At 54.8% G+C, this 15,150-nt stretch carries 18 protein-coding genes; 12 read left to right on the forward strand and 6 right to left on the reverse strand.

Annotation, left to right across the window (positions count from 1 at the left end):
- Window positions 1–74: 74 nt before the first annotated feature.
- From B5E62_RS05285 to B5E62_RS05305, 6 genes are all read left to right on the forward strand, one after another.
- The gene (locus B5E62_RS05285; RefSeq protein WP_087173583.1) at window positions 75–1,445 is read left to right on the forward strand and encodes an ATP-binding protein; all 1,371 of its coding nucleotides are present in this window, start codon (window positions 75–77) and stop codon (window positions 1,443–1,445) included.
- Window positions 1,446–1,710: 265 nt separating this feature from the next.
- The gene (locus tag B5E62_RS17485) at window positions 1,711–1,923 is read left to right on the forward strand and encodes a hypothetical protein (RefSeq protein WP_330398012.1); all 213 of its coding nucleotides are present in this window, start codon (window positions 1,711–1,713) and stop codon (window positions 1,921–1,923) included.
- A 14-nt stretch (window positions 1,924–1,937) separates the two neighbouring features.
- Window positions 1,938–2,969 carry an MATE family efflux transporter gene (locus B5E62_RS05290; protein ID WP_330398013.1) on the forward strand — a complete coding sequence of 344 codons (1,032 nt, stop codon included), beginning with the start codon at window positions 1,938–1,940 and terminating at the stop codon, window positions 2,967–2,969.
- Between the two features lie 2 nt (window positions 2,970–2,971).
- Window positions 2,972–3,577: a cytidylate kinase-like family protein gene (locus B5E62_RS05295; protein WP_087173584.1), complete on the forward strand. Its 606-nt coding sequence runs from the start codon at window positions 2,972–2,974 to the stop codon at window positions 3,575–3,577.
- 89 nt (window positions 3,578–3,666) lie between these two features.
- Entirely contained in the window at window positions 3,667–4,305 is a 639-nt protein-coding gene (locus B5E62_RS05300; protein WP_242957724.1) for a flavodoxin family protein, read from the forward strand.
- Between the two features lie 27 nt (window positions 4,306–4,332).
- Entirely contained in the window at window positions 4,333–5,184 is an 852-nt protein-coding gene (locus B5E62_RS05305; protein ID WP_087173586.1) for an aldo/keto reductase, read from the forward strand.
- A 3-nt stretch (window positions 5,185–5,187) separates the two neighbouring features.
- Here B5E62_RS05305 and B5E62_RS05310 read toward each other — a convergent pair whose 3' ends face one another.
- Together B5E62_RS05310 and B5E62_RS05315 are read right to left on the reverse strand one after the other, a co-directional pair.
- Entirely contained in the window at window positions 5,188–5,844 is a 657-nt protein-coding gene (locus B5E62_RS05310; protein ID WP_330398014.1) for a nitroreductase family protein, read from the reverse strand.
- Window positions 5,845–5,852: 8 nt separating this feature from the next.
- The gene (locus B5E62_RS05315; protein ID WP_087173587.1) at window positions 5,853–6,245 is read right to left on the reverse strand and encodes an ArsR/SmtB family transcription factor; all 393 of its coding nucleotides are present in this window, start codon (window positions 6,243–6,245) and stop codon (window positions 5,853–5,855) included.
- A 320-nt stretch (window positions 6,246–6,565) separates the two neighbouring features.
- On the opposite strand from B5E62_RS05315, the gene B5E62_RS05320 reads away from it, so the two are divergent.
- The 3 genes from B5E62_RS05320 to B5E62_RS05330 all read left to right on the forward strand — a co-directional run bounded on the left by B5E62_RS05320 (window position 6,566) and on the right by B5E62_RS05330 (window position 9,901).
- Window positions 6,566–6,913: a metal-sensing transcriptional repressor gene (locus tag B5E62_RS05320; RefSeq protein ID WP_087173588.1), complete on the forward strand. Its 348-nt coding sequence runs from the start codon at window positions 6,566–6,568 to the stop codon at window positions 6,911–6,913.
- An 11-nt stretch (window positions 6,914–6,924) separates the two neighbouring features.
- Complete coding sequence (locus tag B5E62_RS05325; RefSeq protein ID WP_206414300.1) at window positions 6,925–7,806, forward strand: DMT family transporter; 882 nt, start codon at window positions 6,925–6,927, stop codon at window positions 7,804–7,806.
- Window positions 7,807–7,990: 184 nt separating this feature from the next.
- Window positions 7,991–9,901 carry an ABC transporter ATP-binding protein gene (locus B5E62_RS05330; RefSeq protein ID WP_087173589.1) on the forward strand — a complete coding sequence of 637 codons (1,911 nt, stop codon included), beginning with the start codon at window positions 7,991–7,993 and terminating at the stop codon, window positions 9,899–9,901.
- 37 nt (window positions 9,902–9,938) lie between these two features.
- Here B5E62_RS05330 and B5E62_RS05335 read toward each other — a convergent pair whose 3' ends face one another.
- The 3 genes from B5E62_RS05335 to B5E62_RS05345 form a co-directional block, all read right to left on the reverse strand.
- A complete protein-coding gene (locus B5E62_RS05335) occupies window positions 9,939–10,217 on the reverse strand; it encodes a type II toxin-antitoxin system HicB family antitoxin (RefSeq protein ID WP_087173590.1) in 279 nt (92 codons plus the stop codon).
- A 174-nt stretch (window positions 10,218–10,391) separates the two neighbouring features.
- Window positions 10,392–10,829 carry a cupin domain-containing protein gene (locus B5E62_RS05340; RefSeq protein WP_087173591.1) on the reverse strand — a complete coding sequence of 146 codons (438 nt, stop codon included), beginning with the start codon at window positions 10,827–10,829 and terminating at the stop codon, window positions 10,392–10,394.
- Between the two features lie 22 nt (window positions 10,830–10,851).
- Complete coding sequence (locus tag B5E62_RS05345; RefSeq protein WP_087173592.1) at window positions 10,852–11,151, reverse strand: hypothetical protein; 300 nt, start codon at window positions 11,149–11,151, stop codon at window positions 10,852–10,854.
- 227 nt (window positions 11,152–11,378) lie between these two features.
- On the opposite strand from B5E62_RS05345, the gene B5E62_RS05350 reads away from it, so the two are divergent.
- From B5E62_RS05350 to B5E62_RS05355, 3 genes are all read left to right on the forward strand, one after another.
- Complete coding sequence (locus tag B5E62_RS05350) at window positions 11,379–12,269, forward strand: DUF362 domain-containing protein (RefSeq protein ID WP_087173593.1); 891 nt, start codon at window positions 11,379–11,381, stop codon at window positions 12,267–12,269.
- A gap of 106 nt (window positions 12,270–12,375) precedes the next feature.
- On the forward strand, window positions 12,376–12,522 hold the full coding sequence (locus B5E62_RS16885) for a hypothetical protein (protein ID WP_162610260.1): 147 nt from the start codon (window positions 12,376–12,378) through the stop codon (window positions 12,520–12,522).
- Between the two features lie 91 nt (window positions 12,523–12,613).
- A complete protein-coding gene (locus B5E62_RS05355) occupies window positions 12,614–12,910 on the forward strand; it encodes a hypothetical protein (RefSeq protein WP_143468806.1) in 297 nt (98 codons plus the stop codon).
- A gap of 87 nt (window positions 12,911–12,997) precedes the next feature.
- Here the strand turns inward: B5E62_RS05355 and B5E62_RS05360 are convergent, their stop codons facing one another.
- Window positions 12,998–15,097 carry a sodium-translocating pyrophosphatase gene (locus B5E62_RS05360; protein ID WP_087173595.1) on the reverse strand — a complete coding sequence of 700 codons (2,100 nt, stop codon included), beginning with the start codon at window positions 15,095–15,097 and terminating at the stop codon, window positions 12,998–13,000.
- Window positions 15,098–15,150: the final 53 nt, after the last annotated feature.

Genomic DNA, 15,150 nt, shown 5'->3' on the forward strand with positions numbered 1-15,150 from the left:
CTCATTTTTTGCGACAAATCTTGAATAATTCGCTCGATTTTTGTATAATATAGATACAGAGAGGAGCGATGTACATGCCGGAGACATATTTGAAGCGAAAAATAGACGGATATCTGCACTCATGGAAAAAAGATCCAAACCGGAAGCCGCTTATTGTGAAAGGACCGAGGCAGGTGGGAAAAACGGAGTCCATCCTCCATTTCGCAGAAGACACCTATCAAAGCGTGATCTATATCAACTTTGTGGAGGAACCCAAATACAAGCTCATCACGGAGAATGGCTACAAGCCGGAAGATATCATCCGCAACATTTCCCGAATGGATCCCTCCAAAAGGTTTGAACCCGGAGAGACGCTTCTGTTTTTCGATGAGCTTCAGGAATATCCGGAAATTGCAACTGCGTTGAAGTTCTTTAAGATCGACGGACGTTTTGACGTGATCTGCAGCGGCTCTCTGCTGGGGATTTCCTACAAGCGGATTGAAAGCAACAGTGTGGGCTATAAAATGGACTATAATATGTACTCCATGGATTTTGAGGAGTTCCTGTGGGCAAAGGGGTACGACCGTGCAGCAATCGAGGAGATGCTGTGGCACATGGAGACAGAGAAACCTTTCACGGAAGCCATGATGCGGGGATACAGTGATCTGTTTCTGGATTATTGCATCCTTGGCGGTATGCCTGCGGTTGTACGGGAGTATATCGAAAGAAATACCTTTGAGGGGACACTGGATATCCAGCGCCAGCTTCTGGAGGATTACAGAGAAGCTATCAGAAAGTATGCAGACGGAATGGATCAGACCAGGATTTTGAATGTGTTTGAGCAGATTCCTGTCCAGCTGGCAAAGGACAATAAGAAGTTCCAGATTTCCAAGGTCGCAAAGGGAGCACGGTTCAAGGACTACCGCGGCTGCATCGAATGGCTGCGGGACGCAGGGATCATTAACATCTGTTACTGCCTGAATTTCCCTGAACTTCCGCTTCGGGGGAATTATGACGATACCAAGTACAAGATTTATGTTTTTGATACGGGATTGTTCGTGGCGATGCTGGATGAAGAGGCGCAGGAAGATCTGCGGGCAAACAAAAATCTGGGTGTCTATAAAGGCGCTCTCTATGAAAATATTGTAGGGGAAGCGCTGACTAAAAGCGGGTATGGCCTGTATTACTACAAGAGAGAAGATTCTACGCTGGAAGAGGACTTTTTCGTGAGAACCAAAGAGGCGCTTATTCCTGTAGAAGTAAAAGCAAAACGTGGAACTGCGAAATCTCTCCGAACACTGATAAAAAGCGAACGCTATCCAGATATTCAATGCGGGATTAAATTTACAGGGGGGAATATTGGATACAGTGATGGAATCTATAGTTTCCCATACTTTTGTGCCTTCCTCTTAAAGGATTACCTGAAGCGTGCTTCGGCGCTGTTTGACAAACAAAATCTCCTGTGATACACTAACCTACAGTTCTCGGAGGGCTGGCTGCAGGAGCACAGGATCATGCAGACAGCCGGATAAGAGGCGGGCTTAAGATGCCCGTTCCTCGGAGGGAAAGTCATTCGGCGGAAATGATGGACCGGATAAGAGACGAGCCTTACGCTTGTTCCTTATCCGGTTTTTTCTTTGCGGACTGCATTTTGACCGGACTGTATTCCGGCTTTTCCGGCGCAGGCTCTTTCGGGGGAAGACACATTTTTTGCAGCAGGAGGATGAGAGAATGGATTTTCTGAGCGGGAAGATCAAGACCATTTATTTCAAGTATCTGTCAGCCGTCTTTGGAAGCGCGCTGATCACGTCCATCTACTCTATCGTGGACATGGCCATGGTAGGGCAGTACCACGGACCGGAGGGTCCGTCCTTTTCAGCACCATCCGGGGAAAAGCGGACGGGGATGTTCGGAAATCAAACGAGTATTTTACAGCCTCGGTGACAGGCTCCATCATTTTGGCGCTGATCATCTGGGCGGTCATCATCTGCTTTGACAGACAGCTCCTTCTTTTCTTCGGGGCACAGGACCATACGCTGACACTGGCCAGGGAATATGTGCAGCCTGTCAAGGCAGCCATCCCGTTTTTCCTTTTTAACCAGATGCTGGCCGCCTACTTAAGAAACGACAAAAATCCGGCGCTGGCCACAGGGGCCGTGCTGGCAGGAGGTATCTTTAATATCTTCGGGGATTACTTCTTTGTGTTTGTCTGCAATATGGGAGCATACGGCGCGGGGCTTGCCACAGCTATCGGCTCCACCATCAGCTTCCTGGCCATGCTGTCACACTTCTTTATGAAGAAGAACACGCTCCGCCTGGTGAGACCGGAGAGACTCCTCTATAAATTAAAAGAAATCACAGTGACCGGATTTTCCACCTTCTTCATCGATGTGGCCATGGGCATACTGACCATCCTTTTCAACCGTCAGATCATGATCTACCTTGGCACGAACGCCCTGGCGGTGTACGGAGTCATTGTAAATATCAGCACCTTCGTGCAGTGCTGCTCCTACAGTGTGGGGCAGGCTTCTCAGCCCATCATATCCACCAACTTTGGAGCGGGAAAGGGAGACAGGATACGGGAGACGCTGAAATACGCTCTGGGGACGGCAGCCTTTTTCAGCCTGTTCTGGACGGCTTTGTCGATGCTGATGCCAAATGTATTTATCCGGTTCTTCATGGCGCCCACGGCGGGGGTACTAAAGATCGCGCCTTCCATCTTCCGGTGCTACGGTCTCTCCTTTTTGCTCCTGCCGCTGAACATCTTTTCCACATACTATTTCCAGGCTCTGATGAAGCCGAGGGTGGCCTTCATCGCGTCGGTGGCCAGAGGGCTCGTGATAAGCGGCATCCTTATTTATCTGCTTCCGGCCACGTTTGGCGGAAATGCGATCTGGTTTGCCATGCCCATCACAGAGGCAGCCGTGGCTTTCTATGTGATCCATGAGATGGTAAAATATACAAAACAGCTCAGTACAAGGGAGGTATGAGTATGAACAGGATCATTACGATCGGACGTGAATTCGGAAGCGGGGGAAGGGAGCTTGGGCGCAGGCTCTCAGAAAAGCTGGGCATTGCCTACTACGACCAGGAGATCGTCAGCGAGATTGCCAGGCGGACAGAGCTGTCGGAGCAGTATGTGCAGTCCATTGTGGAGCATCAGCCGGCTGTCTCCTTCCCCATCCATATCGGCAGGAGCTTTTACCCGGCTCCCACGCCGGTCTTTGACCAGAGCATGTCGGTCTACCGGGAGCAGGCCCGCATCATCGAGGAGATGGCGCAGAAGTCGGACTGTGTCATCGTGGGCCGCTGCGGGGATTACATCCTCAGGGAGTATGAGCCCTTCCGCATCTTCGTCTATGCGGATATGGAGAGCAGGATGGAGCGGTGCCGCAGGAAGGCGCCTGAAGATGAGGAGATGACGGACAGGGAGCTTAAGCAGCATATCCTGGGCATTGACAAAAAGAGGGCGAAATACTATGAGTTCTACACGGGCCACAAGTGGGGCGACAGGCTGAACTTTGACCTTTGTATCAACACGTCCCGGACCGTCATCAAGGAGATGGTGCCGGCTCTGGCGAAATTGTTTGAAGCTTAAGATCTGATCTGGAGATTTCAGACCCGGCACGCTTTTGGGGGCTGCTCTGGGGCATCGATGTGGCGGGGGCTCTTGCATGCCTCCCGGGTATGAAGCTTTATGCGGAACAGGCATTGGCATTTGCGCTGACACTGTGTCACAATAAATGGAGAAAAGAAGAAATACAGTGTCAGGTGATGAACGGAGGTATGAAGATGAAGATCGTCATTTTACAGGGAAGCCCCAACAAAAAGGGGTCAACGGATATTCTGGCAGAGGAGTTTACAAGAGGAGCCAGGGAGGCGGGGCATGAGGTCCGCAGGTTTGACCTGACAGACCTCATCATCCACCCCTGCACGGGCTGTGTGGCCTGCGGGTACGAGGGGCCCTGCGTGCAGAAGGACGACAACCGGAAGGTGCGGGCAGCCATGCTGGAGGCGGACATGGTGGTCTTTGCCACGCCCCTCTACTACTACGGCATGTCCGCCCAGCTGAAGACCGTGGTGGACCGGTTCTGCTCCTACAACAGCAGCATCACGGGAAAGCACATGAAGTCCGCCCTCCTGACCGTGGCCTGGAACAGCGACGACTGGACCTTTGACGCCTTGGAGAGCCACTATCAGACCCTGGTGCGGTATCTGGACTTTGAGGACTGCGGCATGGTGCTGGGCAGAGGCTGTGGCAGCCCCTCGATGACAAAGAGAAGTCCCTACCCGAAGATGGCCTATGAGCTGGGGCGGGGACTGTAGGAAATAAGAGAAGAGGAGGTACAGGTTATGAAAGTGATACGTCTGAGCAACCATGTGGAAGTACCCCAGCTTGGCTTCGGGGTGTTCCAGATCACGGATGAGGAGGAGTGCAAAAGGAGTGTGCTGACAGCGCTCCGGACAGGGTACCGCCTCATCGACACGGCCGCCTGCTATGGAAATGAGAGGGCCGTGGGCGAGGCCGTGAAGGAGAGCGGCATAGCCAGAGAGGACGTCTTCCTCACGTCTAAAGTGTGGATACAGGATGCGGGGTATGAAAGGACGATGCGTTCTTTTGAGAAAACGCTGGAAAATCTGCAGACAGACTATCTGGATCTTTACCTGATACACATGCCCTACGGGGACTACTACGGGAGCTGGAGGGCCATGGAGGAGCTGTACAAGAAGGGAAAGGTCCGTGCCATCGGCGTCTGCAATTTTGAGGCGGACCGGCTGGTGGATCTGATCCTGAACAGCCAGGTCGTGCCCGCCGTGGACCAGGTGGAGCTCCATCCCTTCTGCCAGCAGAAAAAGCTGCGGGAAATCATGTACCACTATGACGTCACGCCCATGGCGTGGGCCCCCTTTGCAGAGGGAAGGGACGGGATCTTTACAAATGAGACCCTCTCGGCCATAGGGCAGCAGTACAGGAAAAAACCATCCCAGGTCATCCTGAGATGGCTTCGCCAGAGCAATATTATCGCGATCCCCAAGTCCGTTCACAGGGAGCGGATCGAGGAAAATTTTGACATTGACTCCTTCAGGCTGGAGGATGAGGACTTGGTCCGCATCAGTCAGATGGACAGGGGCGTAAGCCAGATACTGGACATCCGCAGTCTCCTGGAGGTGTACCGGCTTTTCCATATCCGGTTTGAGCAGTAGGCGTCAGGCCCAGGTGAAGTGCTCCTTCCCGGCGCCTGCCTCAAAGTGGTACCTGACAATGCCAAGATCGATCTTTGTGTAAAATCCCACGCCGGCCCTGACGGACACCTTGTCATCTGTCAGAGTGAACTGGAATTTCTGCTGGTTCATGGCCGTGGGAGCCAGAAGGGCGGCCTCGACCCCGGATGTAAACCAGTCCGGCGCGGGGCCGTCTGTCTTTGCCATCTTTTCTATGGCCTTTGACTTGTGGGGAACACCCTGGGTCTTCCCGTATCCAAGGGAGATGACAATGCAGAGCTTCTCCCCCTCGCCCACGGAAAAGGCGGAGCGTATCTTGCTGTAGGTCATGGCGACCCAGCAGGTGTTCAGCCCCAGCTGCTGGGCTTTCAGGACAAGCCTCTCCCCGTAGTATCCGCAGGCCTCCTCCAGGTCCGGGCCTTTTTTGCCGATCATGGCAATGTAGTTGGTGACGCCGCTGAATTTTCCATAATGAGCCATGAAGCTGTCAAAGGCTTTGGGCTCATTTTTTACGAGCTGGATGTGGAGGCCGCTCTCTTTGTTGCAGGCGGCAATCTCCTCCTCCAGGGGGCGTATCACATCCTCCCCCAGGGGTTTATCTGTGTACTGGCGCACACTGTGGCGCTGTCTTATTGCTTCCATGATAGTCATCATTGTTCATTTCCTCCATTTTCTTTTACGATGTGCTCCGGGCGGTGCTCCATGATCTCCTTGGCGTGTGTGAGCATCCGGAGCAGACGGTCCATAGCTTCGGTGTCCGCATCGAAATAGTAGAAGTTTTTTGTGCCTTCTTTTCTCATTTTCAGGAGTCCGGCTTCCCTGAGTATCTGTATATGATGGGAGACGGCGGGCCGGGAAAGATTAGTCCGCTCTGTAATGGCGCCGACCCGGACTCCGCCGCACTCTCCCATCCGCATCATTTCCAGGATAAGATGCTGCCGGTTTTCATCGCCCAGGGCGAGAAGAAGCTTCCGGCATCCCTGGAATTCCTCGGCCAGACGGTGGATTTTCTCCAGATGGAGTTCTTCCGTTGTTTTTTCCATAGCTGCACCTCCTTTGGTCCATCGGATTAAACCATTATACCATGTATTGCCGCCCGCGCCACATTGGTAAAGAAAATCGAGACGGACCGGGGCGATTGCAGTTTTTCAGATCCCTGTGATAAGATAGAGAAAGACAGGAAACGCCGCAAGGGCGGAAGAGCACGGGGAGGAAGGACAGCTCCCTGGAGGCCTTTGCCAGAGCTGTCTTACAAAAAACGCCGGAACATTGATGAGAACTCTCATAATACTTGTATCTTTTTTTCAATTGTGCTATCCTTTCCATATCCCCCATGGGGGGATATGGAAAGGAGGCCGATATCATGAACCAATCCCATACACAGGCGAATACTGATACTCACACACATGCCAATACCCACACCCAAGCCAATATCCACACCCATACCCACACCCACACGGAGACAAAAAAGGTCCTGGACCGCCTCTCCCGGGCCATAGGCCATATGGAAGCTGTCAAAAAGATGGTGGAGGAGGGGAGGGACTGCTCCGAGATACTGGTCCAGATCGCGGCAGTCAGGTCTGCTGTGAATAATATCGGAAAAATCATCCTGAAGGACCACATCGACCACTGCGTTGTGGACGCCGTGGAGACAGGGGACAGGAAAGTGCTGGAGGACCTCTCGGAAGCCATCGACCGGTTTGTCAAATAGGAGGTGGGAGCGTGAAAGAGAGTGGAAAAGGAAGCCTTTCTGTTTTCTGGGCCGTGCTGGCAGCAGCTCTCTACGCGGTCAACGCCCCGGTGGCCAAGCTGCTCCTTGAGGACGTGGAGCCGGCCATGATGGCGGGCCTTCTGTATCTGGGGGCCGGGGCCGGCATGCTCCTTCTGGGGATTGCCCGCAGGGGGACTGGCAGAGGAGGGGAGGAGAAGCGGCTCACGAGAAGCGACCTGCCCTACACGGCAGGGATGATCGCTCTGGATATTGCCGCGCCTGTTTTCCTCATGTTCGGCCTTACCATGACCACGTCGGCCAACGCCTCCCTGCTCAATAACTTTGAGATTGTTGCGACCTCTGTTGTGGCTTTTTTTATCTTCAAGGAGAAGATCAGCCGCCGGCTGGGACTGGCCGTGGGCCTGATCACTCTGTCCAGCATGCTACTGTCCTTTGAGGATATGAGCAGTCTCGATTTCTCAGCGGGCTCCCTCCTTGTGCTTGCAGCCTGCGTCTGCTGGGGCTTTGAAAACAACTGCACCCGGATGCTGTCCAGGAGTGACCCGCTGGAAATCGTGGTCGTCAAGGGGCTGGGGTCCGGCATGGGCGCGATGCTGATCGCCCTCCTGTCCGGGGAGCATTTCCCGGCGCTTTCTGATATCCCCCTTGTCCTGCTGCTGGGATTTGTGTCCTACGGGCTGAGCATTTTCTTCTATGTATATGCCCAGCGCTGCCTTGGGGCGGCGAGGACAAGCGCCTACTACGGGATAGCCCCGTTTATCGGCGTGCTGTTTTCTTTCCTCATTTTCGGGGAGCTTCCGGGAGGCTTTTTCCCGGCCGCGTTTGTCATCATGGTGCTGGGAGCGTATCTGGCGACGGAGAAGATTACGTGAAAATTATATTTATGTTTATCAGATAATGTTTTAAAGCATAGATAACCGCCCTTGTACTTTGTTTTGACACCCATGAAAAGCTGCTGGAGAGCAACGCCATCTACCAGGAGATCTACAGCTCCCAGATGGAGGGCGGCGGCGACTTCGACCAGCCGGCGTAAAACATAAAGGAGGAAAAGGAACTATGTCTATAAATGAGAAAATAAATGAGCGGAAGTCCCAGGACAGGTCAGCCAGAGCGACAAAGCTGATCAGCAGGGTCATCCGCTACATGCTCCACTACTATAAAATCCCGTTTTCCATTGTCATTGTCTGTATCCTGCTCACTGCCATCGCGACGGTGGTGGGGGCCACATTCCCCCAGACGCTGGTGGACGACTACATCACGCCCATGCTGCAGAACGGGACAGACGATTTTGATGGACTGGCCTCCGATCTGTTCCGCTTGGCCTGCATCATGGCAGGAGGCGTGCTCACCGCCTTTGCCTACAACCGCATCATGGTCAATGTGAGCCAGGGGACCATGCGCCACTTGAGGGATGACCTTTTCCTCAGAATGGAGTCCCTGCCTATCAAGTACTTTGACACCCACGCACACGGCGACATCATGTCCGTGTACACAAACGATGTGGACACTCTGCGGCAGATGCTCAGCCAGAGCGTGCCCCAGATCATCAACTCCGTTATCACCATGGCGGCCACCCTGGTCACCATGGTCCTCCTGAACCCGGCCCTTACCGTGATCTCCATACTCACGGCTGTGGTCATGATCTTTGTGACATCCAGCTTCTCCCGGCTGTCCGGGAAATACTATGTCCGCCAGCAGATCGACCTGGGAGCTGTGGACGGCTTCATCGAGGAGATGCTGGACGGCCAGAAGGTAGTCAAGGTATTCTGCCACGAGCAGGCGGCCATGGAGGATTTCCACAAGGTCAATGAAAGGCTCCGGAACAGCGCCGACAAGGCCAACCGCTACGCTAACCTGCTGATGCCCGTGAACGCCAATATCGGCTGGATCAGCTACGCTCTGGTAGCCATCGTGGGCGCCATCCTGGGCATCAACGGCCTGGCAGGCGTCACCATAGGTACGGTGGTCACGTTCGTGGGTCTGAACAAGAGCTTTACCAACCCCATCACCCAGGTGAGCCAGCAGCTCAACTTCGTTGTCAACGCCGCGGCCGGCGCTCAGCGTGTCTTTGATCTGATGGATCAGGAGCCGGAGATGGATGAGGGATACGTGGAGCTTGTCAATGCCAGAGAGGACGAGAACGGACAGCTCACAGAGTCTGACGTGCGCACGAACCTGTGGGCGTGGAAGCACCCCCACAGGGCGGAGGGAACCGTCACCTACACGAGGCAGGAGGGCGGCGTTGTGTTTGACGATGTGGATTTCGGATACACAGATGAGAAGATCGTTCTGCATAACATCAGCCTCTATGCAAAGCCGGGGCAGAAGATTGCCTTTGTCGGTGCCACGGGAGCCGGAAAGACGACCATCACCAACCTGATCAACCGGTTTTATGACATTGCGGACGGCAAGATACGCTACGATGGCATCAATATCAATAAGATAAAGAAGCCGGACCTGCGCCGTTCCCTGGGCATGGTGCTCCAGGACACCCACCTGTTCACAGGAACAGTCATGGACAACATCCGCTACGGAAAGCTGGATGCCACGGACGAGGAGTGTATCCAGGCAGCGAAGCTGGCCAATGCGGACGGATTTATCCGGCGTCTGCCTGACGGTTATGACACTATGCTCACCGGCGACGGCGCCAACTTGAGTCAGGGTCAGAGACAGCTCCTGGCTATTGCGAGAGCCGCTGTGGCAGACCCGCCGGCGCTGATCCTGGATGAAGCCACCTCCTCCATCGACACCCGCACTGAGAAGCTGGTGCAGGCCGGCATGGATGCGCTGATGAAGGGGCGGACCACTTTTGTCATCGCTCACAGGCTGTCCACGGTCAAGAATTCTGACTGCATCATGGTCATGGAGCAGGGGCGCATCATCGAGAGGGGCACCCACGATGAGCTCATAGAGAAAAAAGGAAAATACTATCAGCTCTACACGGGAAGCTTTGCGGCTCAGGGCTAGGCCGGGGACGTCTAAGGAGGACTGCTGTGAGCCGGCTCTACTCGTCCCAGCCCTCGTAGAAGCGTATATTGACGGAGATGTTGCGGATGATATCTCCCTCCTCTGCAGGGATGTCCTCCATGTCGGAGACACGGGGCAGCTCCGGCTCCTCCTCCTCCAGCTCTACAGAAAGCCAGCTCCGGGCTGCGTCGTTGGCGTTGTCGATGGCGTCATCCAGGGTATCGCCTACCGCCTCGCAGCATTCCAGGTCCGGGAAGGAAGCGTGGTATTTTCCGTCTTCCCCTTTTCGGAAGACAGCGGGATATATAAAATTCATATGTGTGTTCTCCTTTCAGCTATGTTCTTTTGGCACAGTTAAGTATAAGATAAATCCCGCTGTAAGGCAATCACCAAGTTTTCCCGGACATAGCCGGAACACAGAAACAAAAACGCCATGCTGCTTCAGGCTGTACCTGACAGAGCATGGCGTTTTTGAAGTTCACTATTATACTCAGCTTAATCTGGAGTACGCTTCATCGTCCACAGGCTCCAGCCACTCGTTGCTGGTCTCTGTGCCGGGTGCCTCGAAGGCAATGTGGGAGAACCAGCTGTCAGCCTTGGCGCCGTGCCAGTGCTTGACCTCCGCCGGGATGACGATGACCGTGCCGGGCTCCAGACTGACAGGGTCTTTGCCCTCCTCCTGATACCAGCCGCTGCCCGCAGTGCAGATGAGGATCTGCCCGCCGCCAGTCTTTGCGTGGTGGATGTGCCAGTTGTTGCGGCATCCCGGCTCAAAGGTGACGTTGGCGAGGCCCACGCCTGCCTCCTTTGGGTCGGTCAGCGGATTTAGATAAGAATTTCCGATAAAATACTGGGCAAATGCGGTGTTCGCCTGTCCCTGTCCAAATATGTTTGCCTTGTCAAAAGTCTCTTTGTCTTGGATCTTCATGAAAAATGCCTCCTTAAACGGTTTATTTTTTGTTTTGTTCTCTGCGGATGCTATAGCGTAGATAATCCAGATGACTGAGCTGCTTTTCCCGGAAATGGATCTCGTCAAGAAGGCCGCGCCGCTTCCGGTCAAGTATCCGGAGGCGCTGGCCATCGCTGTCCTCTTTTTCCATCAGCCTCATGTAGGTCTCTATCTCGGCACGCTCAAAGCCGATCTCGTGCAGGGTAATGAGCACGCTCAGATGCTCCGGGTCAGTGTCGTCATACTCCTGCAGGGCCTTGAGGGGGATGCCGCAGCACCTGCTCACTTCCTCTATGGTCATTTGCCGCCTCCTTTCTGGATGCTTCTATTGTAGTACCAGGGCGGGAAAGTGTCTAATGCTTAGATTTCATTGTATCCTATGCCTGGGAGGTATCTTTTTTGACCGGAGGTATTTTGAAGCAAATTTGAGGAAGAAAAGACTTGACCTTAAGTCAACTTTAGGTGCTAAAATCAAAATAGAGTACAGATGCTGTCTCAAGTGAAGATAGCAGGAAAGTGAGGGAGATCATGAAGGCAAAAGTATATTTTACACGAGAGATCACACCTGAAAAGGTGGTTGAGATGTACAGCGCGCTGGGCGTGGAGCTTCCCGGGAGAGTGGCTGTGAAGGTACACTCCGGGGAGAAGGGAAACCAGAACTTCCTCCGCCCGGAATTCTGGAAGCCCATGGTGGACAAGATAAAGGGGACCATCGTGGAGTGCAACACGGCCTACGGCGACGCGGCGGGCGGTGTGCGGGACAATACGCCTGCCCATCTCCAGCTCCTTGATGAGCACGGCTGGACGAAATATTTCGATGTGGACCTGATGGACGCGGAGGGACCGGACGTGGTGTGGCCCATCCCGAACGGAAAGATCCTGAAGGAGAACAAGCTGGGAAAGAACATTGAAAGCTATGACTCCATGCTGGTGCTGGCCCACTTCAAGGGACACCCCATGGGAGGCTACGGCGGGGCCCTCAAGCAGCTGGCTATCGGCTGCGCGTCACGGGCGGGCAAGGCGCTGATCCACTCTGCCGGGAAGACAGACGACCGGTTTGAGACATGGAAGCAGCACGCATCCAATGTTGTCTTTCCGGAGGCCATGGCGGATGCGGCCTCCAGCGTGGTGGAGCATTTCGCCGGAAAGATCGCGTTCATCAACGTCATGAAGAACCTTTCCGTGGACTGCGACTGCTGCGTTGTGGCGGAGGACCCCTGCATGGAGGACATCGGCATCCTTGCCTCCACAGACCCGGTGGCCATCGACCAGGCCTGCATCGACCTGGTCATGAACTCCGATGACCCAGGACGGGAGCACTTTATGGAGCGGGTGAACAGCCGCAACGGTATCCACACCATCGAGGCGGCGGAGGACCTGGGAGTTGGTTCCAGGGAGTATGAGCTGATCGAGCTCTAACATTTCAGACAGGATTTATGCCGGGGAGAGCCTTCTCACCCTGGAGACTGTGGAGTGAAGGACAGACGACTTTGCCTACTCCTCCTTCCGGCGACAGATCGAGGCCATGGAGGCTGCGGACGGAGGCGTTTTCCGCCCTGCGGACAATGAGGCGGAGGGCAATATCTGGTTCCTGGTGAGGGAGGGCGGCATCCACAGCGGAGAGTACGCGCTGCAGTACTTTTACAACGGTATGTGCTGGATCTGGAAATAGAAAATTTTTTCTCCTTTAATCTTCCTTTAATTTTTCACTGGTATATTTATCTCACTGACAAGATAAGTGAAAGAGATGGAGGATGAAGAACATGAAAAACATATCGAAGAAAACAGCAGGAATTGTGGCAGCAGTCATTGTAGTGGTCATCGCGGCGGCTCTCGTCGCCGTCAACGTGATGAAAGTCAGCCCTGTGGAGGCGGAGCAGATTGCCCTGAACCAGGCGGGCGGAGGCGAGATCGTGGAGAGCGAGATAAGCAATGAGGGACTCTGGAACGAGTACAGCTACACGGTAGTCAACGGCGACTCCTGGTACAAGGTGGACATCACGGGATTTGGAAATATAGAGGAGATGGAGAGCGGAAGCGGAGACTCCTGGAGATATTAGAGAGAAGAATAAGAATGTACAGACAATAGAAAAGCGAAAGGAACATGAAAAGACCGGGCAACTCTGCCCGGCCTTTTTCCGTCTCTGTCAGAATATGTGATAGTTCACGACAAGCGCCGCAAAGACAATGGAGACCATGGACAGCAGCTTGATGAGGATGTTGATGGAGGGTCCCGATGTATCCTTGAAGGGGTCTCCCACTGTATCGCCCACGACAGCGGCCTTGTGCTGCTCGCTCCCCTTGCCGCCGTGCTTTCCGCTCTCGATGTATTTCTTGGCATTGTCCCAGGCGCCGCCTGCGTTTGCCATGAAGATGGCCATCAGGAAGCCGGTGGCCGTGGAGCCGGTGAGAAGGCCGATGACACCGTTGTAACCCAGGATGAGACCCGTCACCACAGGGGTCACGATGGCCAGCAGGGTGGGAAGGATCATCTCGTGGAGGCTGGCCCTTGTGCAGATGTCCACGCACCGCTCATAGTCCGCCTCGGCCTTCCCCTCCATCAGGCCCCGTATCTCCTTAAACTGGCGGCGTACCTCAACGACGATGCTCTGTGCCGCACGGCCCACAGAGGACATAGTGAGAGCCGCGAAGACGAAGGGCAGGCAGGCGCCGATGAAGATGCCCACAAGGACAGCGGGGTTCATGACGCTCATGTCCAGCACCACGCCGCTGCCGCCCACCTCCTGCACCTTCTCCACATAGGAGGCGATGAGGGCCAGGGCGGTGAGTGCCGCGCTTCCGATGGCAAATCCCTTCCCTGTGGCAGCAGTCGTGTTGCCCAGGGAGTCCAGGGCATCCGTGCGCTCCCGCACATTCTCCTCAAGCCCGGCCATTTCCGCAATGCCTCCCGCATTGTCGGCGATGGGACCGTAGGCGTCTGTAGCCAGAGTGATGCCCAGCGTGGAGAGCATGCCAACTGCCGCCAGGGCGATGCCGTAGAGGCCTCTTGTGGACTCTGCAAAGCCGCCGGAGAAGGCGTAGGCAGCCATGACGCACACGGCGATGATGACGATGGGAACTGCGGTGGACAGCATGCCCAGGCTCAGGCCCCCGATGATGATGGTGGCGGAGCCGGTCTCGGATTTGTCCGCCAGGTCCTGGGTGGGTTTGTATGTGTCAGATGTAAAGTACTCGGTGAAAAAGCCGATCAGCACGCCTGCCAGCAGTCCGCCCAGGATGGCGAAGTACACGCCGATAAAGTCCCTTCCCAGGATAAACCACACGAGCGGGAAGGCGATGACCGCTATGATCAGAGCGCTTGTGTTGGTCCCACGGCGGAGAGCTTTGAGAAGGGTGCTCTGGTCTGTGCTCTCCCCTGTCTTTACCAGGAGGGAGCCGATGATGGATGCCAGCACGCCCACGGCGGCCAGGACCATGGGGATCACCACGGCGTTGACGCTGTCCACGGAGGCCACCTTGTCAAAGGCGATGACGCCCAAGGAGCAGGCGGAGAGGATGGAGCCCACGTAGGACTCGTAGAGGTCAGCGCCCATGCCGGCCACGTCCCCCACATTGTCCCCCACGTTGTCCGCGATGACTGCCGGGTTCCTCGGATCGTCCTCCGGGATGCCTGCCTCCACCTTTCCTACCAGGTCAGCCCCCACGTCGGCTGCCTTGGTGTAGATGCCGCCGCCCACGCGGGCGAACAGAGCCATGGAAGAGGCTCCCATCCCGAAGGTGAGCATGGTGCTGGTGAGGTCCTCCAGCGAAAGCTGAAAGACAAGCCGCAGAAGGAGATACCAGATGGAGATATCCAGAAGACCCAGTCCCACTACGGTGAAGCCCATGACAGAGCCGGCTGAGAATGCCACGTTCAGCCCTCTGTTCAGGCTGGTCTGGCAGGCGGCCGCCGTACGGGCATTGGCCCTTGTGGCGATCTGCATGCCCACAAAGCCGGAGAGGCCGGAAAAAAATCCTCCTGTCACAAAGGCGAAGGGAACAAACCATGTCAGGAGTCCCAGGGCCGCCATGACAAAGAGGATGACAAACATGACTGCAAAGAAGCACACCAGTATTTTGTACTGGCGCCTCAGATAAGCCATGGCCCCGTTGTGGATGGATGCGGAGATTTTTTTCATCTGGTCATTGCCCTCAGGAAAACTGAGGACCTTTTTGGCCCGGCTTGCCACAAAAAGAAGTGCAATGACCGAGCCGCAGAGTGTCAGTAATGCCAATTGATTGTCCATTTGATCCTTCCTCCATTCCTATGTTGAAAAATTAACGATTTGAGACCTATTAT

The organism is Lachnoclostridium sp. An118 (genome assembly GCF_002160985.1).
Classification (GTDB): Bacteria; Bacillota; Clostridia; order Lachnospirales; family Lachnospiraceae; genus Claveliimonas; species Claveliimonas stercoravium.